We start from the raw sequence: 24,815 nt of genomic DNA, 5'->3' as shown, positions 1-24,815 counted from the left end.
TCCAATTCCTCTTTCAAATAATTTTAATAAGCACCCTTGCGGGCTAAAACAACATTTATAGTGCGAATAAGCAACGTAATGTCCAACCACAGAGACCAATTGCGCACGTACCAGGTATCAATTTGCACCCTTGTTTTGTAATCAATATCGCTTCTTCCGCTTACCTGCCACAAACCGGTAATTCCTGGCGGCACCTGGTAATAATAATTTATCCTCGAACCGTACTTGATTATTTCATCCTTAACTATAGGTCTAGGTCCAACCAGGCTCATTTGGCCCATTAGTACGTTTATTATCTGTGGCAGTTCATCCAGGCTGGTTTTGCGCAAAAGTTTCCCTATACGGGTAACACGCGGATCATTTTTTAATTTAAAATCCCTATTCCATTCCTCACGAGATTCGGGGTCATTATCAAGTAATTCCTCCAAAACTTGTTGCGCATTGCTTACCATGGTCCGAAATTTTAAACAGTTAAATTCAATCCCATCTTTTCCTACACGTCGATGTGCAAAAATAACCGGACCATTAGATTCCAATTTTATAAGTATCGCTATTAGTACCATAAATGGCAGCAAACCAATAAAAATCAACATTCCCGTAAGCAAATCGAAGACTCTCTTGATTGTAACATTTAACTTATCATTCAAATTATTTTTAATACCAAGAACCAAAGTACGCTCATCGAAAAGGTACTGCACGTCAACTCCTTCCATGGCCATGCCGAAGAGGTCAGGTACCACTAAAAGATTATTCGCCTTGCGTTGCAACCTGTTAACCAGTTGCACCAAATTTTTTCCTTGCAAGCCAGGCGCTGCCACAATAACATCATAAACACCGGTATGTTCCATTACGGTTTCAGCTTCATCAAAATTCCCCAGTACCGGAACTTTTTGTCCCGAAGGAAGTTCAGGAGGATGTAACTGTTTAACCTTGTCATCATCCAGAAAACCAACCGGTTTATAGCCTATGGTAGGCTGGCATTGAATCGCCTTGAGAATAAGTTTTCCCGTTTCTCCGGCACCAACGATAATAACGGGTTTTTCCCATATATGCAACTTTACCAGTAATAACTTACCTAGATACCGAAAAGTTGGCACCACGAACAGACTGATAGTCCAGGCTACCAGCACCAGGGTTCGCGAAGTAGTGTCGCCCAGCTTGGCTAAAAATACTATACATATAGCTACCAAAAAAACCAGAGTAGTTGTTTTTACTATATGACCGGCTTCCTGCCAAAATGGAAGGCGCTTTGTATATGATTTTTCGAAAATGAAAAATATACAAGCAAGTGCAGGTACCCACCATAAAGTATTAAAAACCATCAACAAAAATATTTGCGGAAAAGTTTTAATAATAACAGGTAATAACAGCGCCCTTATCGCGTAGGCAATTAATATGCTAAAATAGAAAGCCGCCACATCATTTAAAATCAGCAAGGGAACAGCCAAAAACTGAAGTTTACCATGACTAACCGTTTCTATGTGCGGGGAAGATTTATGTCGGGAAAGCGAACATTGCCCATCCGCAACACCGGTGGTCGTAGCATTTATGGTTTTGATGCCCTGGTTATAACTCAAGTCTACCACAAGCCCTTCAGAAGAAATCCTTTAGATATATACCAATATCTTAAAATAATGTTACCTTTAGAGAAGCGGTATTTTCTTGAGGTCTGGGTATTTTTGTGCAAATTCCGGGGTTAATTTGTTTGCCTGGTCCATTAACTTATTGGCCTGTACCACACGTCCCTTTTTCTCATTTAATAATGCCAGCCAGACCAGAGCCTGGCCCTTAATTTCTTTTTTGCCTGATTTGGAAGCCTGCTGCAAATATTTTTGCGCTTCCGTGAAGTTGCCCATAAAATAATATGCCTGTCCGGCGAAAAGCTTAATTTTGCCGTTTACTGCAAGCCGGGGGCCTTGCCACATTTTATTATCTTTCTCGTTAAGGGACTGTACCCGGTTATTTATTAATTGCATAACATTAATAGCTTGTTTAAAATACTCTCGCACCATTTCCTTTTTGCCGGAAGTCAATTCTTTAACGCCCAGGTTTACATAATTTTGGGCGTATTCTTCGTAGACCTCTATGTTATTGGGGGCTAATTGCAGGGTGTTTTCAATTTCCCCGGCAGCCAATTCATGGCTGCCGCTTGCTATGGCTATTTTCACCAGGTTATTGCGCACTGCAAAACTATACGGGCTCAGGTCAACCGCCGCCCGGGCCTCGGCAACGGCGTCATCGCTTTTACCCAACCCGCTGTAGACCCGGGACAGGGCAATCCGGTAATTGGCATTAAACGGGTTGTAGGCAGCGGCCTTTTCCAAGCTTTCTACCCCCCTGGCAGCATTATTTGCCCTTAAATAGGAGATCCCCTGGTTATACAGATTGAAAGCATTAAAGAGAGAAGCACTTATCAGTAAAACAACCAGTGAGACTACCGTTACCGCAACAAGGGGGGCAAAGCCAGCGGTTTGTTTCGCTTGACTCCTTTTTTCTCCCTTTACTGCCCGTTGCAGGCCATATGTCATGCCAACAACGCTCCACAATACAAGTGTGATAGCCGAAAGGGACAAGTCAAAGTCAATAAGGGCATGGCCGGCGAGCATGAAAAAAACGACTGTAAATAACCACGCCAGCTGCCGGTTCGTATCGTTTACCTTGTTTGCAAAGAACAGCCGGCAAGCCGACGCCAGGAAGGACAGCCAGATGCCAAGCACGATTATAATACCGGCAATGCCCGTTTCCACACCCACCTGGAAATAGTAGCTGTGCACTTCCCGGGTGGTATACCGGTAACTCAGGTAAGCCTCGTAGGCTTCTTTCCAGCCGCCCCCGCCCCAGCCCAGCAGTGGGCGTTCCTTGATCATATTCAATGCACTTTCCATGTAGTAAAACCGGTGAAAAGCGGTTTTTAGATATTCGAAGCTGGATATTTTTTCTGTAATTTGGGGCTTACCGGTAATCCATATTCCGGTGGCAACTATAACAATGGCCGCTAAGATGACAAAAGCTGTGATAAACTTCTTATCGTCACCCGGCCACCGTCCGAAGATAAGACGGTTGAGCAAATCAAAAGCCAATTGCCCGGCCAGGGCCAGTATAATGCCGGCCATAATCCATAACCAAGCCGTATTATGTTGACCGTTCTGGACCAGGGAAATAAATTTACCGGTAACACCATAAGATACCGCGCCCAGATAACCTGTCATTAACAAGCCCGTAAGCCGTCTTTTAGGTCCTATACCTAATAAGTATAGAATAAACACTACACCAAATACCAGCAAGCCACCCCGGGACTTGCTGCCAATAAGAACGGCCAACAGCAAAAAGTTACCACAAGCATAAAGATAACCCGTAGGATTTAAACGAGCCAGTTTAACGTCAACGGTTTCTTTTGTATTATTTAGTTTATTAACCAAAGCATCGCACTGGCGATCATTGGCACAGTTCCACAAGTAAAATCCTATAAACAGCACCGCCCCAAGGTAAGCGGCCAAGGCATTATGGTATTGAAAAGTTGATGAAATATATGTTCCGTTAAACCCATCTTTTATATGTACAATCCCCGTCGCCGTAGCCAGCCCCGCCAGGGCCACGCCGGTGGCGCTTACATAAATAACATGCAACAGCTTATGTACATCTTCCTCATTGCGGACCAGCCGCGAAGCGGACCAGTATGTAAGGAAGTACAGTATGTTTTTGACCACTTCGTCAATGGCATATCCTTTATTTACCGCCGTAAAGGTGGATATTATGTAAACCACCGGCAGGGCCAGGGCGAACCAGTCCAGGGGGCCGCGCAGGAATTTGTGGTCGTTTTGCAGCCAGCGCCACAGGAAGGTGAGCCAGAATACCAGGGTGGCGAACATGAGCGCTTTTTCCTGCTCCGGGGCGAAAAACAACCCCCGAAAGTAGGGCGGGAAAAAGAGCAGCAAAGCCAGGCCCCAGAAGGCTATCTGGTGCAGCCAGTCGAATTCTTGCTTGTCTTTAAGGCTGCTTTTTATCGTGACTTCTTTTTTTGATTTTTTCTTTTTGGCGGTCATTTGTGTGGTTACCCCTAATGATAATTAGCAGCGTAGCAGGTTGCTGCAAACGATATTTACTTCTACAAATTATTACATGATCCTGCCTGCAAAGTTGAAAAATGATAATTTGGGGAAAAAGGGGACAGGCACTTTTTTCAAAGTGCGAAAAAAGAGCCAGTCCCCTTTTTCCTGGCCATATCTATTAAATTTAATTGATGTTCAGTATTTCCCCCAAAGGCTCCCGCAGTTCGAGGGGGATGGTGGCAATTTTGCAACGACGGCCTTCGACGGTGGCCCGGCCCACCATCACCAGGGCCTGGGACCAGAGGATGCCCAGAGGGGATTCCGGATCGTACTCCCCCCAGAAGAAACCGTCGCCCTCCATGGTCCCGAACTTGCGCGTAACAGCGTTCAGCCTGCTCCACCCTCCCCGCTGCAGCAGGTATTTAAGCAGTTTCCGTTCTTCTTTGTCCAGTTCCCGCACGATCTCTTCCAGGTTGCCGTAACGGGTGAGAAAGTCTTTTAGCTGCTCCTCCCGCTCCCGGCGGCGTCGCGCGGGTTCGAGGTCGTAGACCAAGCAAGCTCCTTCCAGCCAGTAACATTTTCTTCAGCCCCCGGGCGAGGGTGGCGTCCGCAGGAAGGGGTTTTTCCTCGATTTTCAGGCGCTGTTCTTCAGCGTACTCATTTGAGAGGTACTCTGTATCATGAAAAAGCAATGAGGTTACTTCGGCCAACTCGATTTCTTTTTTCAGCCCTTTTAGCTTTTGTCTGAAGTCATTTCCTGTTTCCCGGTCGTCGATCCGCTCCAAGTATTCCCGGGCCCGCTGCGGCTCGCCCATTTGCAGCATGAGCGCCGCCAGGTTGAACAGTAGGGCCGGTTCCTCGGGAGCTATTTCCTCCAGCATTTTCATTATTTGCAAGGCTTCATCCAATTCGCCTTTATGACGTAGAAGGTTGGCCAGGATCATAAGCGCCGGGGGGTAGAATTTGCCTTCCCGTTGAATGTCCTGAAGCAGGGCTATGGCCTCTTCTGTTTGTCCGTTATCCCGTAGATGAATCGCCCGGGCTACTATTTCGTCCAGTTCTTCATCGGGCTCAAGCGAAACAGGGCTCTTTTTAATTTCCACCAGCCGCTGTTGCCCGTTGATAAACATGGGTACGGGTTCCCCTTCCCGCAGGATGCCCCTGGCCATCAGGGCGTCCGCTGCCGCCATCTTCAGGGAAGGCGAAAACCCGGAATATTCCAGCACCTGCCGGCCCAGTTTTTCACCCCACTCGTCGCCGTAATATACCAGGGAATACATGGCGCGGCCGGCGTTTTGGGAGCTGTCATCTTCAAATATCCAGGCCAGCAGCGCCACGCGATAATAGCTGTCCTGCACGTACCGCCGGCGCGCCTCCTCGCTGGCGCCGGCATCTCCAATCTTCTCCTGCAGTTTTTCCGCGGGATGAAGTTCGTAGCCCATTTCAAAGGGGGGAATAACGCCCCGCTCCACCATGAAGGCCAGCTGCTGCATAACCGCAAACAGCCGGTGCATCCCGGCTATGGAGGACCAGAGGGATGCGGACCGCTTGTAACGCCCAATGTTAAAACAGGCCGCCGCGGCCAAAAATTTATTTTCCCAGGAAATATGATGGGATTCCCAGCGGCGATAGAGGTCGAATACCAGCCGGTGGTCCTCCAGGTCGGCAGCCGCCCGCATGATGATTACCGTGTATTCCCGGAAAGAGCGCAGGTCCTGCTGCCGTCCCGAACGTCGGAGTTCCCTCATTCCCTCTTCGAAGCTGCGCACGGCCTGCTGCAGCAGCCGGCGGGCCAAATCCTTCCGGCCAAGGGAGCAGTGGATCCTGCCGGCCAGGGCGTAGGTAAAAGGGTTCGCCCCGGCTTTTTCGTTTTCCGGGTCCAGGTACGGCTCCAGCACCTCGAGGGCGCGCCGGGGCTCGCCGGCCATGAAGGCGGCCAGCGCCAGGTTGTTGCGTATAGGGGCGGCCTCGTCCAGTTCCAGGGCTTCGGCAAACGCCTTTTGGGCAGCCCGGAAGTCACCTGTATCAAGCAATTCTTTTCCTTTTTCCGCAAGTTCCTCCGCTTTTTTGACTTTCATTGTTACGCTGTACACCTCTCTCAAGCTAAAGTCCCCGCTAAAGAATGCAAGGTATTATGTAAAATCATTAATGTTGATTATGCGCAGCTCCTGCACCTTTGTAAGTTGATCATTGTTTGAAATAAATAACTCCGCTTCAGCAACCAAGGAAGTTGCGACAAATACGGCATCCGGAGTTTTCAAACCATTATACCTTAAGTATGACAAATATAAAACTTGCAGGAAAAGGGGACAGGCTGCTTTTTATGGCAAGTATTACCATGAAAAGTAGCCTGTCCCCTTTTTTCTACTGAAATTATGGCAGAGTTTATTCATTTGGGCTGCTGATGTAAATAATAAAAGGAAAATTGTTAAATTAAACGAAATGGAATCATAAAGAAACGAAATAAATTTTAGCTATCTTATAACGACGGGGGTTATCAAATGTCCAGGCAATTCCGCTCGGCATATGCCAACCAGCTCCACCAGTTGCTGGTTTCCGTATCCAAACATTTTTATGTACGCAAAGACGGTACGATCAAGTACCAGGAAAAAGCTATGAACGTTAATATCAACACTTGCCGAAAATCCTCCAGGGAGCACCTGGTGTATTACATCATGCGGGATCATTTCAGCGGCAATTTAGTGTTTCACCTTGCCACCTCGAGGTCGCTGTTGCCTCTGGCCGACTTTTTGTACTTGGCCTGGAGCAAAGAAAGCGACGAAAAGCATTTTTGGGGCTTACCGGACAGCGTTTTTGTACCCAAAACAATTTCTTCCCCCGGCTTGTTTGAAGGACTCAGAAAACTGGGGACACAACCCGTTAATCCTCCCAGCGGGTTTGCCTCCGGCGTGCGCGTCATCAGAGATATGGAGGATTATTTATACTTTGTCCTCGCTAGAATAATAGATCGTAGATTAGAAAACATATCTTCCAACTACAAACATAAAATTTACCATCACCTGTTGGATTTTTCCTTCGGGGATGAAAGCAAGGTCGCAAAGTGGGAAAATAATCTCCCGCCCGGACACCCCAGGGAGATACCGGACCGTGAAGCATTTATCCGTTGTTTCGGCCCGGCGCCGGGAGAAGAAAAAGGACCGGCACTGCTTGGCTCCACTGAAGAAAAAGCGGCAACAATGCCGGCCAAAACAGCCGAAAATATTTTGGATACTCCCGTCACCGCACACAAATTTTCGAAACAAAAATTGAACCAGGCCCAGGACATGGTTTATGAAGCCTGGGAGACGACCGGCAGGCAAAAGCGCATTGATATTGCCATGCAAGCCTTGAAAATATCCCCCTATTGCGCAGATGCCTATAATTTGCTTGCCTGTGAAAGCAGGGACCCGCAAGAGAAATTGAGCCTGTATGAAAAAGCGGCCCGGGCAGGGAAATACGCCCTGGGAGATCTGTATTTCAAGCAAAACAGCGGTCATTTCTGGGGGTTGATTGAAACCAGGCCCTATATGAGTGCCTTGATGGGCCTGGCCGATTGCCGGTGGAAGGCGGGCCAAAGGCGGGAGGCAATTGAAATTTCTCAAGAAATGCTGCGGCTCAATCCAAATGACAACCAGGGGGTACGTTATTTCCTGGCTTCATGGCTATTGGCGGAAAACCGAAACGAAGAGTGCCGCAAACTTCTTTCAGAGTACGAAGGTGACGCCGCCTGTTTCCTCGCTTATAGCAAAGCGCTGCTGGCCTTCCGTACCGAAGGAGCCGGCGGCGGAGCAGATGAATATCTCAAGGAAGCGCTGCGGCGAAATAAATACGTGCCGCCATACCTGCTTGGTCAAAAACCGGTCCCGCTGCGGCTGCCGGATTACTACGGCTTTGGTGACGAAAATGAAGCAGTTATTTACGCTCATGATGGACGGGAAGCCTGGCGCAGCACCAGCGGGGCGCTGGAGTGGCTGACGCTTGCGTTACCGGACACCTAGCACAAGTTTATGAAAAAGGAAAAAAGAGGGACTGAGGACCCGGTGCTTGAAAGGGAGGTAACCTCAAATGGGTATTACCCTCGGGCTTGACATTTTGCCACACCTAATTGAAGCGGAGGAGTGGCATCAATTTTACGACAAAGTTTTTAATTTGATTAAGGAATTTCCTTTACCTGTTTTAAGATTCGGCGTTGAAAAAAAGTTTACCTATGACCGGTTATATCTCAGTCGCAATCCGGAAAGCCACGATCAAAAAGGAAAGTTCCTTGCAATAGTGGGGGATGCTCAATCAGGCACACGCGCTGAACAATTCATCATTTACCGGGATATTTCTGTATATCGTAAAAATAACCTAATGAATAATACCAACCTCCATATTCTTTTGCAAAAGGAAAATAAAGTTAGGGTCTTTTACGAAAAAACTCAGTCTTACCCCTATCACGATCTGGTACTGGCGATAATCATCCTGGCAGAAAATATCTTCCCTGGTAGAGCCTATGCCTTTGGAGATCTAACTGCACGAAAATTAGAGCCCATAATGACATGGTTAGAACACTACCGGGGTAAACCGCTTAAAAAACCGGTTTTATTAAGGACCGAAAAATTATGGCAAATACTCGAACAAAAATACAGTGGCTTAAAATTGGCCGAGAATGTGGCCGATAAATTAGTTGAGGGTCCGGCCCCCCTTTATCGATTCTTGAAAAAGACCAATCTACCATTATTACGCAAATTTCTTAAAAAAGTTTTAAAAGAATATAAGCCAGGAACAATAGGTGCTATGGCAGAATGCCTGCACATTCTGGACGGTACACACGACTTCGAACTATTGGTGGAATTAGCTTGCGCAGACCCCGAAGGTCCGCGCTGGCAACCCGAAAAAATTCTACATATCGCTCACTGGCTGGGAGCTTTTTCGCCTAGAGGGAAAGATCCCTGTGCCACTATGTCTATTGGGTTTATGCCACCAGAATATTTCAACGTTTATTACCTTACTGATTTTTATATTGAAAAGGAAAAAGCTTGCCAAAAAATAGCCGGCATTACCGGCACGCGGGTAGAATCTCTTTTATCTATACTCTCCAAGTATGAAAAGGAAAAAGAGGCGATATGCAGCATGAAGAGGGAAAATTATCTACTGGTGTCAAATGAATCCAACAAGGCTGAACAAGAACAGGAAAGTAACAACGAAAACGAAAACAAAGTTTCCCCTATAAAGATTGTCTTTCGCAAAGAAGACATTCGTTCCCTACACGAACAACTAAAACAATCCGGCATATCCTACGATGCCTACAATTTGAAACATTTATTGAATTTTAGAGCTTCCCAAAACCATATTATACTAACTGAGGAAGCTTGGAACATTTTAGACCAAGAAGATAACCCGGATTTATTAGCCCTGGTTTTCCAGCTCTTCAGTGTGGATAACCATGCTCCAAGGATAATGAATCTGATAGATTTTATTGTCAAAAATTTGCATGATATCGAACAATCCTGGCAAAAAGGTGCAGCATGGGACTGTCCCAGTTATTTTTTGGAATCATTAGCCTAAAAAAGTGTAAAAACCTGGTGCCAAGCACCTGTTAATTTAAGTGAGTGGAAAAGGGGGGCAGGTAATTTGTCCCCCTTTTTTCCTTGCCTTGCTAAGGTATCTCAATCATTGATAATTTTTTACATCTCATCAAATAAATAATTTATTCATTATTCTGCTCCAAAACAAACCGATACAGCTTTTCATCAAGCCATATGCCGCTTTGAATCATTTCATCCATGCATTCTCTCATACTTTTTATAATACCCTCGTCTTTTGCTTTTTGCAGCACCCCGATAGTGCCAATAACAGTTATCCCATTCAGTTTTGCTATTCTACGAGCTTTTTTCTCATCCAAGATAAGCAGATCGGCATTCATTTCCTTTGCCAGAACAATAGCCTCCGACTCTCCATAATCAAGCTGAGCCTGTAAGAAGTGCGAAGCCATTGTATTTGTCACATGTTTAGCTTTAATATAACTGGGTAAATTCCAACCGACTCTCCCCTGACCTTGAACTGCAACTTCATTATATACCGCATCCGGAATGAAGACTTTTCCGAAGATGTTTTGCAGTAAGCCTATCTTGCCAATTTTAGAAAGACTTATAAGGGGCGTTGAATTTGAAACAATAATCATACTGTTGTATCTCTTACAATCGTTAAGTCCTCTTCAAAATCCTCTATATCATAGTTTAAAGGTATTTTCATACAACCGATCAGTACAAGAAATTCAGTTTTGGCCAGACCACTTAATTCACACGCCTTTCCAAAAGACAATATCCTTTCTTTAAACAAATATACCGCTAACAGTTTTTTGATTTCGTGGGGGGCATTTTTTTCGGATATGCTGGCAGCAACCAGAACATCCTTTGGTATATTAAACTCTATTTTTACATTTTCCATTAATGACACCTCAAATTATTCCTTGTTTATAATAATATTATACCACAAGTTGTAAGTTGAATAACAACCAATACAATTAAGCATTTGCGCCCCCGGTATCGTGGAAAGAAAGCCATCTTGTATGTCTCCCAGATAAAAAAAGGGGACAGGCTACTTTTTATGGCAATAATTACCATGAAAAGTAGCCAGTCCCCTTTTTTCAGGGTGCATACCGTTTCATCTCAATTTCCCGCTGGGCTTCCACCCGCTTTTTGCTCAACATAAAGATCAGTGGCACCGCAAAAAGAATTATTACTGTGCTGACTATAAACGTATCACCGATGCCCAGGGCCATGGAGTGTTGTTGCACGGTCAGCGCAAGCAGCGCCGTCGCTCCGTCCTGGCCGGCCGGGATACCGGCGGAGGCCAGCTGCATGCCGACGCGATGGATTGTTTCCGGGGCCACCGGGTTGGTGAGACTGGCGTGGTCGGCCATTATTTGGGCGTGATAGACCTGCCTGCGCAGCATTACCCAGGTTAGAAATGCGATACCCAGGGAGGCCGAGATTTGCCGCACCAGGTTGTTGAATGCCGAGGCCCGGCCGGACAAAAACGGGGGCATGGTGTTCATGCCCGCGGTGGTGATGGGCATCATCATCAGGCCCATGCCGGCGGCGCGTATCACCAGCATGCGCTGCAGCCAATGGTAGTCTGTGTTCAGACTGATGACGTGCAGCTTGTAGGTAGTGATAATTAATATAACCATCCCGACCGCGCACAGAGGGAAAGCGCCTATTTTATCGTACAACTTGCCGCTGATGGGCATCATGAGGCCGCTCATCAGCGCCATGGGCATAAGCAGCAAACCGGTCTGCATGGGGGTAAGCCCCATGAGGTTCTGAGCGTATATGGGTATGAGAAATATGGCCGCAAACAGGCCGATAGTCAAAATGGCCGTGGTGGCCAGGCTTGCCGCAAACACCGGGTTGCGCAGCAGCCGGATGTCCAGCATGGGCTGTGGCGTTTGCAGTTCCCACAGCACGAAAAGCAGCAGCAAAAAGAAAGAAGACACAAACAAGGTGACGATGTACTGCGAGGTCCAGCCCTTGTCCTGCCCTTCGCTCAGGGCCAGCAGCAGGGCAAAGCAACCAAGACCGCTTAAAACAAACCCGGGTACGTCGAATTTCAGTTCAGTTTGCAAGTGCGTTTCCTTGAGGATCAAACCGGCCAGAATAACGACCACTATACCGATGGGTATGTTTATAGTAAAGATAGTATGCCAGGAGAAATTGTCAACCAGGTAGCCGCCGGCGGTGGGACCGACAGCCGGGGCCAGCATGGCTGTGATGCCCCACACGCCCAGGGCCATACCCAGTTTGTCCGGAGGCACAATGCGAAAGATTATGGCCATGCTGACGGGAATCATCATGCCGCCGCCCATGGCCTGGATAACCCGGAAGGCCACCAGGGAATTGTTGCTCCAGGCCAGGGCGCACAGAGCCGATCCTATGGTAAATGCCACCATGGTGTAAATATACAGCCGCTTGTAGCCAAACCGGTCGCCCAGGTAGCCCGTCACCGGGATTACCACCCCGGACACCAACAGGTAGGCGGTCATCACCCACTGGATGCTTTCGGCCCCCACGCCGAAGATGGACATCAGCTTGGGCAGGGCCACGTTGACGATGCTGCTGTCCAGGATGGCCATAAAGCCGCCGGCGATTAGGATAAACAGCGAGGCCCAGGGGATATTATTATTATTATTTGACATGAATCCTCACCACGGCATTGGTGCCGTACACCAGCTGTGACGGGTCAACGTCTGCAAGCTGAATGCGCACCGGAACGCGCTGCACCACCTTGGTGAAGTTGCCCCCGGAGTTGGCCTGGGCCAACAGTGAAAAGGTGGAAAGGGTAGCCTCACCGATAAAGTCCACCCGCCCCGCAAATTTTTCCCCCGGGATGTTGTCCAGGGTAACGTCCACCGTTTGGCCGACCCGCACCTTTTGCAAGTCGGTTTCTTCAATATTGGCTGTAATATACAACGCGTCCGGCTGGACCACCATGGCCACGGGCTGGCCCGGCGCGCCGATTTCCCCGGCGTGGGCCAGTTTTTTGATCACCAGGCCGCTGACGGGGGATTTCACCAGGGTCAGGTCGGTACTGGCCCCCGACGGCAAAGAGGTATCGTCAAGCCTGGCAATAATTTCGCCGGCCCGCACGGTATCGCCTTCCTCAACCTTTACCTCAAGTATTTCCCCGGCAATTTGCGGGCCGGCCTTGTAGATATCGCCGTCCACCTTGGCGTCCTCGGTGCTTACATAATGGACGCTGGCGTACCAGTAGTACCCGGTTACGCCGGCCAGGGTAAGTATCATCAACGCCAGCACAGTTATAATGGCTTTTTTGTTTTTCATTGGGCTTTATTTCTTCCCCCTTTCTAAAACATTTCAACACCCGGCGCAGGAGTTTTTTCCCGCCGGGAAAGTGGGACAGGCGCCGTAAAAGGGGACTGGCTCCTTCTTCGTTTTTTGAAAAAGGTGCCTGTCCCCTTTTAAGGAGCCAGTCCCCTTTTCCTCCAGGTAGCTTCCTTCGGGAAAAAGGGTACAGGCAACTTTTTTAAAAAGCAAAAAAGTAGCCTGTCCCCTTTTTCCCCCGCAACTTTCAACAGTTTTAACTTTCAACACCCGGCACCGGTGGTTTTTTGCGGCGGAATTTGCCGCCCAGGTCGTCCAGTATGGTGTAGACTACCGGCACCAGGACCAAGGTGATCAGGGTGGAGAACAGCAGGCCGCCCACCACCACCGTGGCCATGGGCGCCTGGCCCTCGGACCCTTCGCCGATGCCCAGAGCCATGGGCAGCATGGCCAGAACAGCCGTCAGGGCCGTCATCAAAATGGGCCGCAAACGGGTGGGACCCGCCTTTAAAATGGCCTCGTTGCGCTCCACGCCCCGGCGACGCAGCACGTTGACGTAGTCTACCAGCACGATGGCGTTTTTCACCACAATGCCGGCCAGCAGGATAATGCCGATGAATGCGGGGACGCTGAAGGGCCGGCCCGACATCAGCAGGCTCAGCACCACGCCGATAATGGTCACGGGCACGGAGAACATAATTATAAACGGGTACAGCAGCGACTCGAACTGCGCCACCATCACCAGGTACACCAGTACGATGGCCAGAATCAGCGCCAGGCCCAGGTTGCCGAAAGCCTTCATCATTTCCTCGTTCTGCCCGCCGTACTCGATGAAGTAACCCGGCGGCAGCGGCAGTTGATCCAACCGGGCCCGGATGTCCTTCATCACGCTGCCCAGGTCCCGGCCGCTGAGGTTGGCGGTCACGGATACCATCCGCGTCTGGTCCTGCCGGTTGATGGAACTGGGCGCCTCCCGCTCAATAATGTCGGTAACCACATGCAGCGGCACTACGACTCCCGTACCGGTCATCACCGTCAGGTTTTGCAAATCCGCCATGCGGGCCGATTCAGCGTTGGCCAGCTGCACCCGTACGTCAATTTCATCCTCACCCGTCCGGTACTGGGTGGCCACCGTGCCCTGGATGGCGGTGCGCAGCGTGGAGGAAATCTCGGCGCCGCTCAGGCCGTAAAGCGCGGCCCGTTCCCGGTCCACCCGCACCCGCAATTCCGGCAGGCCGTCCGCCAGGTTATTGGTAACCTGCCTGGTTCCGGGCACCTTTTCAATTATCTCCGTCACTTCGTCCGCCAGGCGGGTGAGGGTATCCAGGTCGTCCCCCTTTATATCCACCTGTACCGGCGAGCCCATGCCCTGCCCCTCGGAGGCCGGACCGGTGGCGGACACTTTAATGTCAGCGCCGGGGATGCCCCGCACCAGATCGCGCATCTCTTCCGCCACGTCTTCCGTGCTCCGGCTACGCTGTTCTTTGTCCACCAGCTCAAAAAATATCTGGCCCCGGTCGCTGCTGACTTCGCCGCCCATACTCTCGCTTCCGGTAAAGCCAATGCTGGCATAGATATTTTTTACTTCAGGGATTTGCTCGCCCAGTTTCTCAATGACCGCAATGCAGCGATCGGTCTCTTCCAGGCCGGTGCCGTTGGGCATATCCACCTGCACCTTTACGTAACCCTCGTCCATAACAGGCATGAATTCCGCGCCCACCAGCGGAGTCAGAGCCAGGCTGCCGACAAATAGCAGCGCTACGGCAATAATCACCCGTTTGCGGTGCCCCAGGGACCAGGCCAATATTTTTTCATAACGCCGGTGCAGCCGGTCGAACCACCTCTCGGAGGCGCCGAATACCCGGCCGGAAAATGTGCCTTCCCCGGTCTCGGTCAGCTTTAGAAACCTGGACGCCAAAAGGGGCACCAGGGTCAGGGCCACGGCCAGGGATGCCGCCACGGAAAACGACACCGTCAGGGCCATGGGCTTGAACAGCTGCGAGGCCAGTCCTTCCACAAAAACAATGGGCAGGAATACGGCTATGGTGGTTAGAGTGGAAGCAATAACCGCATTGCCCACCTCATCGGTGGCCACACGGGCCGCGTCCATCCGGGAATAACCCTGCTGGCGGTGACGGTAAATATTTTCCAGCACCACAATGGCGTCGTCCACGATCAGGCCCACACCCAGCGCCAGACCGCCCAGGCTGAACAGGTTCAAAGTCATGTCGTTGAAATACAGGAGCACGAAGGTAAATACAATGGAAATGGGAATGGCCGTAGAAATTATCAACGTACTGCGCAGGTTGCGCAGAAACACCAGCATCACCAGCATGGCCAAAAGGCCGCCGAAGAATATCTTGTGCACCACGCTCTGGATGGACTGCTCAATAAACTCGGACTGGTCCAGCAATATGCCGATTTCAAAGTCCGCCGGGATATCTTTTTCAATATCCTGCAGAGCTTTTTTAACTTCCCGGGCCACCTGAACGGTATTGGCCACGCTTTGTTTGTGGATCAATATAGTCAGGCCGGGCTTGCCGTTCACCCGGCTGATGCTGGTGGATTCCTTGGCGCCGTCCAGCACCTCTGCCAGGTCGCCCAGGTGCACCCTGGTTCCCGTGGGTGAGGTAAGCACCAGGTTGCGGATGTCATTCAGATCCCGAAACTCGCCGGTAGCCCGGACCAGCAGGTCTTTCTTGCCTTCCTCCACATGCCCGCCGGAAATGTTCATGTTTTCCGCCTGCAATACCTGCACTATCTGATTCAAGCTGAACCCGTATCCCTGCAAACGGGCGGGGTCCGCCAGCACCTTGATTTCCCGCTCCGCTCCGCCCTCCACCCGCACGGCGGCCACGCCGGGTACCCTTTCCAGCCGGGGCTGGATGACATCATCGGCAACTTGCTTTACCTGCACCGGGTCGCCGCCGGATACCGACATCTGCATAATGGGCAGCATGTTGGGGTCCATTTTAAACACGGTGGGGTTGCCGGCGTCATCCGGGAAGAAGGATTTAATGATATCCACCTTCTCCCGCATCTGCAGGGCGGCGAAATTCATGTCCGTGCCCCAGTTGAACATAACGATAACCGTTGATGACCCCGTGGAGCTAACGGATTGTATGGAGTCCAGGTCACTCACCGTCCCCAGGATGGATTCCAGGGGGCGGGTGATCATGTTCTCCACTTCCTGCGGCCCCGCGCCGGGATATTCGGTCATAACCACCGCCACCGGCAGGTTCATTTCCGGGTACAGGTCGATGTTCAGGCGGCTCAGGGACACGCCGCCGAGAATCAGGACGACGGTAACCAGCACCGCGATGGTCAGGGGGCGCTTAATGGAAAAATCAGTTATTTTCATAAGTGCCAGTCCCCTATTGTTTTATTTCCACTGGGGCGTTTTCTTTCAATGTGTCCTGTCCGGATATGACCACCTGCTGCCCCGCTTCCACACCCTTTTTGATTTCAATTTTTTCTCCGTCGCTGATGCCGGTGGTAACCACGCGGCTGGTCGCTTGATTTTCTTTAACAACCCAAACGGTATCCCTGCCCCCCATCTTGATGACTGCTTCCCGGGGCACAATCAAGGTTTCCTTTTTCTCACTGGTAAGATGCACTTCGGCAAACATACCGGGTTTCAATATATGTTCGGGGTTGTCTATCTGCACCTTGATGGGGTAAGCCTTGCTTGCCGGATCGGCGGCCAGGGCAATGTTGGTGATCGCCCCGGTAAAGGGCTTGGCGGAAACCGCGCTGACCAGCACCGGCACCTTCTGCCCCTGCTTGATTTTGTTGATCTGCCCCTCGGTGGCCGTGGCGTTGACCACCACCTTATCGAGATTGACTACCGATACCACGGGCACTGAGGACGCCGGGCTGGCCAGTTCGCCTGGGTCCACGTTGATGGCCGTCACCACACCGCTGATGGGAGATTTGATGAAGGCGTGGTTATAATTTTCCCGGGCCATGGTCAGGGCCGCCCGGGCATTTTCCAGCGCTGCGGGCTTGACCTGCTCGAAATCTATCTTGGCTTGTTTATAGGGTATTTCAAAAGCGGTTTCAAAGCCTGTTTCGCCGGCCAGGGGGATGGCGCCCGATTCATAAAGCTGCTTGCCTCTTTCATAGTTGGCCTTGGCCTGCTCGTAAGTTATTTTGGCCAGCTGCAGGGCTGCTTCGGCCTGGACCACGCCCTGTTGGGCCTGCTGCACAGCCGCCGCCAGGGCGTCATGTTCCAGCGTCACCAGGGTCTGCCCTTTGCTCACCCGGTCGCCCAGTTCCACGTTGACGGTATAAACCTTGCCCCCCTGGCCGCCGGGCACCACGTCGGACGCCGCCAGGGCTTCCAGTTTACCGGAAACCACGGCGGTATCGGCCAGCGTCCCCTTTTCAACTTTGGCGACGCGCACGGGGACGCTGATTTCTCCTTCCCCTGTGCCGGTCTCTTTCTTGCCGCAGCCGGCCAGGACCAGCATAATAATCAGTAAACTAATTAATAAATAGTATAATGACTTGGGTTTAATGACAAACTCCTCCCCTCTGTTTTATGTGGTAAAATGCGAAAAACGGATTATTTGGTGCCGTGCTCTTCCCCCTCCTCCCGCATAAAGGATAATATTTTTTCGTAATTCTTAATCATATGTAACAAATCTGCTTCGTCCAGACGGCCCAGGTAGCGCTGGATGACCCGCCGCCTTCCCTCCTGGCAGACATTGACCATGTTGCGGCCCTCGTCCGTCAACTCCAACCATACCACCCGGCGGTCTTCCTCCGACCGGCGGCGCACCACCATCCCCGCCCGGCACAACCGGTCCACCAGGGCCGTCACGGCACTCAGGGACACGCACAGGTCCCCGGCCACCTCGGATACCGTAGCCCGCCCGCGGTCGCAGATCATTTTCATCACCACGAACTGGTTGCCCGTCACCCCTTTATCCAGGACGTCGGCCAGTTCCAGGTGAATGCGGCGTAAAAAATGCTGCAGCATTTCGTCCAGCCGGTCACAATATCTGGTTAGAACCTCCTGCTTCAACCATGTTTCCCCCTTTGCAGCACGGTGTTATAGTGACAATTGTTTGCAGGATGAATTATTTACTGGGTTAAGTTTATTCCTTCTGTAAGGGGTTGTCAATTCGGCGTAAAATTTTTTTGTGCAAAAAAAAAAGCAAAAAAGGAACAGACCGTAAAAGGGGACTGGCGCCGATTCGTTTTGTGAATCGGTGCCTGTCCCCCTTTTACCGGCGCCTATCCAAAAATAAAAGGTGACTTTACCTCTCACGCACTGCCGGGAGGCCAGTCACCAAGATATAGAACGCAAAAATAAAAATAATTGATATAATTTATTGATTTTTTAAACAATTATCTTTATATTATTAAATAACCAATCTTGTCTCAGGTAATTACAGGATAATTACCTGGCAAAGAGACGGATTACCAACAAATGAAAGGAGGTTGTTTGCCACAGAAATGAATATGGGGTTTTGTGGAAATTAGAATGTCATAATTCATTCAAACCCCCAAAATTAGATTAAGGAGGTAATAAGTTTGCAAAAAAAATTATTGGTGGTTGTATTTGCTCTGCTAATGGCCCTTTTACTTGCCGTTCCGGCCCAGGCGGGAACACCCTCGGTGATTTTGGACGGCAAAACCCTGCAGTGCGACACGCCGCCCGTGATCGACAACGGACGCACGCTGGTCCCCATGCGGGCCATATTTGAAGCGCTGGGAGCCAGCGTTAAATGGGACGGAGCCACAAAAACGGTCAATGCCAGCAAGGGAAATACAAATATCAAGCTGGTTATCGGCGGCCAGGCATACAAAAATGGCAAACTTGCCGACATGGACGTGCCAGCCCAAATTTACAACGGGAGCACCATGGTGCCTCTGCGCTTCGTCAGCGAAGCACTGGGCGCGAAAGTAGCATGGGACGGCAGCACTTCCACCGTGAACATAGCGTCCGATGGTTCAGCGCCGGCCGCCAAGCCCGCAACACCGGCCCCGCAACCGAAGCCGGAACCCAAACCGCAACCTGCTGAACCGCCACAATCCGACTCCGACAGCGACACCGGTGCCGCCCTGACTCCCTTTGAAAAATACCTGGCAGGCATGGAAGCCCGGTTCCTGCCCGAAAAGGCCAAGGGCACGTCCCTTACCTACCAGTTTGTAATTACCGACGGCCACCCGGGTAAGTATTACATCACCATCAAGGACGGCCAGTGCACAACGGGCAAGGGTACCGCTTCCAGCCCCACCGTCACCATCACCGTTGGGGAGCAGCTGTGGCTGGATATTGCCGCAGGCAAAGTTAACGGCACCGTAGCCTACTTTACCGGCAAGTTTAAAATTGACGGCAACCCGACCTATGTGCAGAAATTAGAGGAATTTTTCAAAAAGCAATAGAAATACCGGGGTATATTTAAACTATAATTTATGAATGAACGTTCATGCAATAACCACGTAATATACACATTTAAATTCCCGGCATCATTTTCATGGGCCGGGAGCTTTTTTGTTTAGAGAAAACGGGTGAAAACGGGGAGAGGCTACTTTTTCAAAAAGCGATAAAGTAGCCTCTCCTTGTTTTAGTTACGCTACCACCTGATATTCGTATCTTTCGGGAATCAGTTTTACGCAGCAGCCCATTGACCCGCTGCAACCCCATACTGATTGTCAAAGAGCCTTCTGCCGAGAAACCATAAATTATAGAGAGTACCGGGCACCACGGCACCTAACTACCGTTTTCCTCTTTCCTCCAGGTAACTGTTTACCTGGCATATAAACTCATTAAAGTCGCTCAAGTCTTTTGTAATAGCTCGATAAATCGCCATATAATCAAGCCGCCAGTATACATGCACGATTGCGTTGCGCATACCGGCCATCCCTTTTATCCTGCGGGCAAACTTATAGTCAAAGAGGCCCTTTTGTCCTGCCAATTCGATCAAACCTGCAGTATCTATCTCGCTTAATGAAACACCCTTTACGGCCAGAAAATGCCTGCAAACGTCCAATACACATTCCAAAGCAATGCGTAGGTGGTGAACACACAACTCTCTGGTATCAAGGTTTTCCATAAAATTATCGTAAGAAGAGAACCTGGCGCGCAATTCCAGCAAACGCTGTATTGATTCATCCATCCTGGACAGATAGGTTTCTATACGTTCGCGGTTAAGGTTCCTTTCCACCACAGACAGGCCCTCCCGAGTTCTCTTCCTTAAACAGTCCAAATACTGCACCTTGAAGTAAAGATAATCCTCATAGTCAAAGAAAGTAGTTGAACTAAAATGAGCAAATTTTTCAGCATTAGTGCAATAAATAAGATCTCCTTTTACAAGAACTTCCATTCTTAACGCAGGGCCGGCCATATTCAGGACCGTTAGATCTATGTCTTTCCGCCGTAGAGTTCGGCTAATCGCGTGCAGCAGGCTAAGGTACCGCCGAAAGTTATAAGATGAGAAATATACGGCAATATCAACGTCACGGGGTTCAATAATCGGGTCCTGTTCAGCTGCGGAACCGAAGAAAAATGCCAGCTCCACGCCGTGCCTTTTGAAAATTGATACCAGGGAATCTTTCTCCCCGAGGACGGCTTTAGCCGGGGTAATCCCGCTCACCAGATAACACATCCCAGTTCGCAATTGCGAAGTTAAATTTGATTAAAGCATATCATTACAAAAACGAACAGTCAATGAAACGTATTAATGTAAAATCCAGTAAGCGGGCAATTTTAAAAAACAGAGTGAGTTTTCTCAGTCCAAGTCAGGGTCGTCCAAACACGCTATTCAGTTCCGCTTATAGCGAAAGCCGGAATTTTTTCTTGGTATTTCTATATGTCAAATTTTAATCTGGTTTAGCGCCATTAAAATGGTATAAATATTAGATTAACAGGCAGGTAAGACCCGGCCGGCGGGATAAACTCCAGCACCTTTTCCCGTCCCGGCTCCACCACGCCGATCATTGCAAACTCGGTTTGGGGTTTTAGAACCCCCCTGTTGGGCAGGTAAAAGGCCTCCCCGTCCCACTCGCCGGCCCCGGCAAAAACCCCGCCCCGCGGGGAGAATATTACACCCACCCGGTGCCTGGCGCTAACCTTAACCCGGTATACCACCCCGTAATTGCCGCTGTTGTGGCTGCGCAGGCTGTAACGCCCCATATTGCTGGTGTTCGCATCTTTGCCGTACAAAAACTCGTCATCTTTGCCGTCGGCCACAATCAGCCTGGCAGGCTCCCGGCCATCCAGCTGTACCGACACGGAGCGGTTGGCCAGGGGGAACGTGCCCCGGATATGATTATCGTCCCTGGGGAGAATGGGTAGTTGTTCGTAAGCGGTTAACGGATCCTGTTTCCCAACCGCCACCACCGCGAAAAGCAGGTCCCCACCGGCATCAATGTCAAACATCCCGTGCAGAGCCTGGCCAGGCTTCATGACATTATTCATTTTTTCATTCAATATTATTTTTTCACCGGGCTGCAGTTCCAGGAAACGGGCGTTACGCGGGTCGAAGTCCAGGTAACGGTAGGCAGCGGACCGGCCAACGGACATGGGGTCGGCAGGCCCGGCCACGCCCCATTTTTTTACCGTTAAATGCACCGGTTCCAAGCCCTGGTTTACAGCCAGCAGGTAAATTTTTTTGGTTTCGCCGGAGCCGTTTATGTGGTGAAAATACAGCCGGTTTTCCCCGCTCAACGTGTCACTGTACAATACACCGTCTTGCCGAACTATTTCCGGGCTGTCGCTGACCAGCACTTTTTCCCTGCTCATACTGACTGCGGGGTCTATTTGCGCCAGGTCAAGCACCGAAATATTAATATTGCCCAGGGGTTCGCCGGGCACAGGATAATGCAGGTTATAAGCAAGCCTGTCCATAAGGACTTTTTCCGTGACCTTGATTATTTTCGTGCACGGCTCGCTCCACGCGCCCCGGCTGTCCTTTACCGTTAAAGTTACCTTATATTCCCCCGGGGCAAAAAACGCCCGCTCCCGGCCCGTCCACTTTCTTTCCGCTATTTGGTCGCCGTCCGGGTCATGGCTTTTGTCCTCGTAAATTACCGTTTCCCCCTGGGCTACAGTATTGTTCTTAAATGTAAAACTCGCCACCGGCGGTTTGTTGGGCGGAGGCAATTGCTTGATATGTATTTCCTTGGTTTGGGGCATATACGTCACTTCGTAATTCAGGCTTTCCACCAGAAAGCGCAGGGGCACCAGAGCAGTGCCGTTTTCAATGACCGGCTTTCCGGCAACGGCCTGTGCCTCGCCGTTTACTACAGCCTCACCGCTGCCCGGCTGCAGGCGTATCAGCTTGTCATCTTGCTTAACCGTAATCTCTTTCGTTTCAGCATCCCAGGTTACTTGCGCCCCGAAAATTTCGGCAATAAAACGCAGCGGCAACACGGTCGCGCCTTCAATTGCGCGGGGAGGCACGCCCAGTTCATAGGGCACCCCGTCAACCTGCGCCTGTGCATCTCCCAGCTTTAGGGATACCGTATCAGCACGGGGCCCGGCAACAGCCGGGGCAGCTGTCACCAAAAAAAACAATACCGGCAATATGCTTAAAATAAATTTACGCTGCACGCTATCACTCCATTCCACATTGGTCATGCAATAATATTGACCATGTAGGAGCTCATTTTGTTCCTTGTGAAAATTATTTTTCCATTGCCGGTCTTTTGCAGGAAAGGTGCAAAAAACAGCCAAATTATTCAATTATAGTGACTTTGCCGCTGTATTTTATTTTAAAAAATAGTTTACCGCACTAAGGGGAGTTTAAAAATGTTCAAGAAAGCAATTACTATTCTGTGCATGGCAAGTTCATTTTGTTTTATCAGCGCTGCCCCCGCCCACGCGCTGAATATTTACTGGAAACCGGCCAACGACGAACAGGCGTTGTACACACAAAGAGCATACACCACCACTAACAAGGTTGACATTCAAGTGCGGGTATCCGATGCCAAAAACGTGGAAATCAACGGCGAGGAGGCCATCCGGATAGGAGGAGGCGATTCAGAACTATGGATATTGCGGGATTACCTGCTCAAGCCCGGCGAAAATACCATCAGCGCTGAAGCGGAGAAATATAAATCCGGGAAAAAAGAAGATGATAAAACGACAGAAAAAGATGAAATTAAGATTACTGTTATAGATGAGCCGGTTTCCGGGTCCTTTCGTTACTTTGAAGTATTTAGCCCGACATTAAGCGCTTTCAACAAGTCAGTCGTGTTAAAACTGCCCAAGGACACAGCCGTTACGGACAACGGCAAAGCCGCGTGGGACCAGAGCATCCGCATCGGAGCCACAGACATGAACGCCAATCTTTCACCCTATTACATTCCGCTTAGCCCGGTATACACCATCAAGGCCGCTTCCCTTTCTTACAGCCTTGCAAATCAGGGCGAACTGACTTTAAAGTATGATAGCAAGGCCGCCAACTCGAACAGCGATTTAATCACCGTTCTATACGCCCTGCCCAATTTTGAACCCGCGTCCCTGCGGCCCAACATGCTGCAAAGGCTGAACAGCTACAACCTGAACGAGGGCAGCATTACCGTGCCCTTTTACAAGGCGGGCTTCGGGCACTACATAGTGGCGCGCGCGATAAAGGATTTTAAGGATTTTTACCTGAAAGAAGAAGGCAAGATAGACCTTGAATGGGCCATGCCCTATGTCACCCAGCTCTGGGCCAGGGGAATAATGAACCCGTTGGCGACATACCCGGACGGGTCGCCCGTTCCGCAGGAGTTTTTCGGCCTGGCCGACAAATCCGGCACAACTGAGTTGCCCATAACCAAAAAAGAATTCACGGGCCTGCTGGTAAAGGGTTTTCGGCTGCCCGTAGAGCCGCTGTTGCCGCACATGCATACCTACAGCGATTTAGCCGGCATTGACTTGTTGGAAGCGCAGTATATAGAAGCAGCTGCCAGGGCCGGGTGGATCCCCAATACTCCCGAGAACAACGGGCGTTTGTATTTCCACCCCAACAGCCACATTACCAGGGAACAAGCCTGCGCCATCATGGCCAGGGCGGGCGGATTTCCGCTGGCAACACCGGAACAGGCAAGCCGGGTGCTGAAGGCCTGGTTTCCCAGTGACTATGCAAGCGTTCACAGCTGGAACAGCCCGCATATACTTACCTGTATACAAAACGGCTTGCTGCCGGTAAACCGCAAAGGATACCTTGAACCGGACAAAACAATAACCAGGGCGGAAGCCGCCCGGATGGTTTATAATTTGCTGAGCATGAAGAAGGTGTTGTAAGGTGGCAAGGATGTATACGAGCAAATAGGAAAGCCCGGGGCGCAGGACAGCCCCGGGCTATTTGTTAGTGCAATATTTGCAAACATTTTTAAACAATGCGCTTTTCTAAATTTTATAAAGTTTTTGATATTTGTTGAAACTGATTGATTACTTAACAGTTAAGGTAGCAGTCTTGGTGGCGTTATCCCAGCTGGCGGTAGCGCCGAGAGCAACACCAGCTGCGGACAGGGATACATAGGTCCGACCGTCCTTCAGCTCTGCGCCCTTGTCAGTGGGCAGAGCCACGCCGTTCAGTTTGACCTGAGGATCACCCACGGTGAGTTGTGCCACGCGGTCACCTTTGATAAAGGTGGCAGTCTTGGTGGCGTTGTCCCAGAAGATGTTCTGCTCAGCTACGCCCAGGGCTTTGGCAGCGTCACGCAGCTGGACCATGATCCGGCCGTCAGAAATGTAGCTGCCGTTGTCACCCAGGGTAATGCTGGTGGACAGAGCTTTTTCTTCAGGAGCAGGGGTGCCAACTTTAGCGTTGACTACTACTGCTGCTTCGTCTTGTTTCGGGAATACTTTGTAGTAATCATCATCACTTGTAGAGGTTTCTATGTCGAAGGCTTCATAAGTTTCAATTTCTATATAACCATTAGCATTAGCTGTGCCTAATTCAGCCTTAACCGCTACGTCATCGTTTACTTCGTT

Annotated in this window: 17 protein-coding genes; 4 read left to right on the top strand and 13 right to left on the bottom strand. The window is 50.2% G+C overall.

Features of this window, described 5'->3' with window-relative positions:
• Nucleotides 1-23 precede the first annotated feature (23 nt).
• The 3 genes from wbaP to BM299_RS15350 form a co-directional block, all read right to left on the bottom strand.
• The gene (wbaP, locus tag BM299_RS15360) at nucleotides 24-1,577 is read right to left on the bottom strand and encodes an undecaprenyl-phosphate galactose phosphotransferase WbaP (RefSeq protein ID WP_165608366.1); all 1,554 of its coding nucleotides are present in this window, start codon (nucleotides 1,575-1,577) and stop codon (nucleotides 24-26) included.
• 66 nt (nucleotides 1,578-1,643) lie between these two features.
• Nucleotides 1,644-4,043 (bottom strand): O-antigen ligase family protein, encoded by a 2,400-nt coding sequence (locus BM299_RS15355; RefSeq protein ID WP_092486344.1) that lies wholly within the window; start codon nucleotides 4,041-4,043, stop codon nucleotides 1,644-1,646.
• 428 nt (nucleotides 4,044-4,471) lie between these two features.
• The gene (locus BM299_RS15350; RefSeq protein ID WP_207545208.1) at nucleotides 4,472-6,127 is read right to left on the bottom strand and encodes a tetratricopeptide repeat protein; all 1,656 of its coding nucleotides are present in this window, start codon (nucleotides 6,125-6,127) and stop codon (nucleotides 4,472-4,474) included.
• A gap of 423 nt (nucleotides 6,128-6,550) precedes the next feature.
• On the opposite strand from BM299_RS15350, the gene BM299_RS15345 reads away from it, so the two are divergent.
• Nucleotides 6,551-8,047, top strand: coding sequence for a hypothetical protein (locus BM299_RS15345; RefSeq protein WP_092486341.1), 1,497 nt, complete (start codon nucleotides 6,551-6,553; stop codon nucleotides 8,045-8,047).
• 67 nt (nucleotides 8,048-8,114) lie between these two features.
• Nucleotides 8,115-9,599, top strand: a complete 1,485-nt coding sequence (locus BM299_RS15340; RefSeq protein ID WP_092486338.1) for a hypothetical protein — start codon at nucleotides 8,115-8,117, stop codon at nucleotides 9,597-9,599.
• Between the two features lie 142 nt (nucleotides 9,600-9,741).
• On the opposite strand, the gene BM299_RS15335 is transcribed toward BM299_RS15340, so the two are convergent.
• The 7 genes from BM299_RS15335 to BM299_RS15300 form a co-directional block, all read right to left on the bottom strand.
• Nucleotides 9,742-10,215, bottom strand: coding sequence for a PIN domain-containing protein (locus BM299_RS15335; protein ID WP_092486334.1), 474 nt, complete (start codon nucleotides 10,213-10,215; stop codon nucleotides 9,742-9,744).
• Complete coding sequence (locus tag BM299_RS15330; RefSeq protein ID WP_092486331.1) at nucleotides 10,212-10,481, bottom strand: UPF0175 family protein; 270 nt, start codon at nucleotides 10,479-10,481, stop codon at nucleotides 10,212-10,214. The genes BM299_RS15335 and BM299_RS15330 overlap by 4 nt, the downstream gene beginning before the upstream one ends.
• A gap of 199 nt (nucleotides 10,482-10,680) precedes the next feature.
• Complete coding sequence (locus tag BM299_RS15325) at nucleotides 10,681-12,231, bottom strand: DHA2 family efflux MFS transporter permease subunit (RefSeq protein ID WP_092486328.1); 1,551 nt, start codon at nucleotides 12,229-12,231, stop codon at nucleotides 10,681-10,683.
• Nucleotides 12,221-12,877, bottom strand: a complete 657-nt coding sequence (locus BM299_RS15320) for an HlyD family secretion protein (RefSeq protein WP_092486325.1) — start codon at nucleotides 12,875-12,877, stop codon at nucleotides 12,221-12,223. Before BM299_RS15320 ends, BM299_RS15325 begins: the two co-directional genes overlap by 11 nt.
• A 256-nt stretch (nucleotides 12,878-13,133) precedes the next feature.
• Complete coding sequence (locus BM299_RS15310; protein ID WP_092486319.1) at nucleotides 13,134-16,238, bottom strand: efflux RND transporter permease subunit; 3,105 nt, start codon at nucleotides 16,236-16,238, stop codon at nucleotides 13,134-13,136.
• Between the two features lie 13 nt (nucleotides 16,239-16,251).
• Entirely contained in the window at nucleotides 16,252-17,349 is a 1,098-nt protein-coding gene (locus tag BM299_RS15305) for an efflux RND transporter periplasmic adaptor subunit (RefSeq protein ID WP_092486316.1), read from the bottom strand.
• A gap of 95 nt (nucleotides 17,350-17,444) precedes the next feature.
• Nucleotides 17,445-17,906, bottom strand: coding sequence for a MarR family winged helix-turn-helix transcriptional regulator (locus BM299_RS15300; RefSeq protein WP_245779813.1), 462 nt, complete (start codon nucleotides 17,904-17,906; stop codon nucleotides 17,445-17,447).
• A 512-nt stretch (nucleotides 17,907-18,418) separates the two neighbouring features.
• Between BM299_RS15300 and BM299_RS15295 the strand changes: the two genes are divergently transcribed.
• Nucleotides 18,419-19,273 (top strand): stalk domain-containing protein, encoded by an 855-nt coding sequence (locus tag BM299_RS15295; protein ID WP_092486313.1) that lies wholly within the window; start codon nucleotides 18,419-18,421, stop codon nucleotides 19,271-19,273.
• A 332-nt stretch (nucleotides 19,274-19,605) separates the two neighbouring features.
• Here the strand turns inward: BM299_RS15295 and hepT are convergent, their stop codons facing one another.
• Entirely contained in the window at nucleotides 19,606-20,484 is an 879-nt protein-coding gene (gene hepT, locus BM299_RS15290; RefSeq protein ID WP_245779812.1) for a type VII toxin-antitoxin system HepT family RNase toxin, read from the bottom strand.
• Between the two features lie 245 nt (nucleotides 20,485-20,729).
• Nucleotides 20,730-22,442 carry a stalk domain-containing protein gene (locus tag BM299_RS15285; protein WP_245779811.1) on the bottom strand — a complete coding sequence of 571 codons (1,713 nt, stop codon included), beginning with the start codon at nucleotides 22,440-22,442 and terminating at the stop codon, nucleotides 20,730-20,732.
• A 198-nt stretch (nucleotides 22,443-22,640) separates the two neighbouring features.
• Between BM299_RS15285 and BM299_RS15280 the strand changes: the two genes are divergently transcribed.
• A complete protein-coding gene (locus BM299_RS15280; protein ID WP_092486307.1) occupies nucleotides 22,641-24,122 on the top strand; it encodes an S-layer homology domain-containing protein in 1,482 nt (493 codons plus the stop codon).
• A gap of 147 nt (nucleotides 24,123-24,269) precedes the next feature.
• Here BM299_RS15280 and BM299_RS15275 read toward each other — a convergent pair.
• On the bottom strand, nucleotides 24,270-24,815 hold a 546-nt coding region (locus BM299_RS15275; RefSeq protein ID WP_131820660.1), incomplete at its 5' end, for a copper amine oxidase N-terminal domain-containing protein.

The organism is Desulfoscipio geothermicus DSM 3669 (assembly GCF_900115975.1).
Taxonomy (GTDB): domain Bacteria; phylum Bacillota; class Desulfotomaculia; order Desulfotomaculales; family Desulfallaceae; genus Desulfoscipio; species Desulfoscipio geothermicus.
This window is presented reverse-complemented; position numbering and strand designations above follow the sequence as displayed.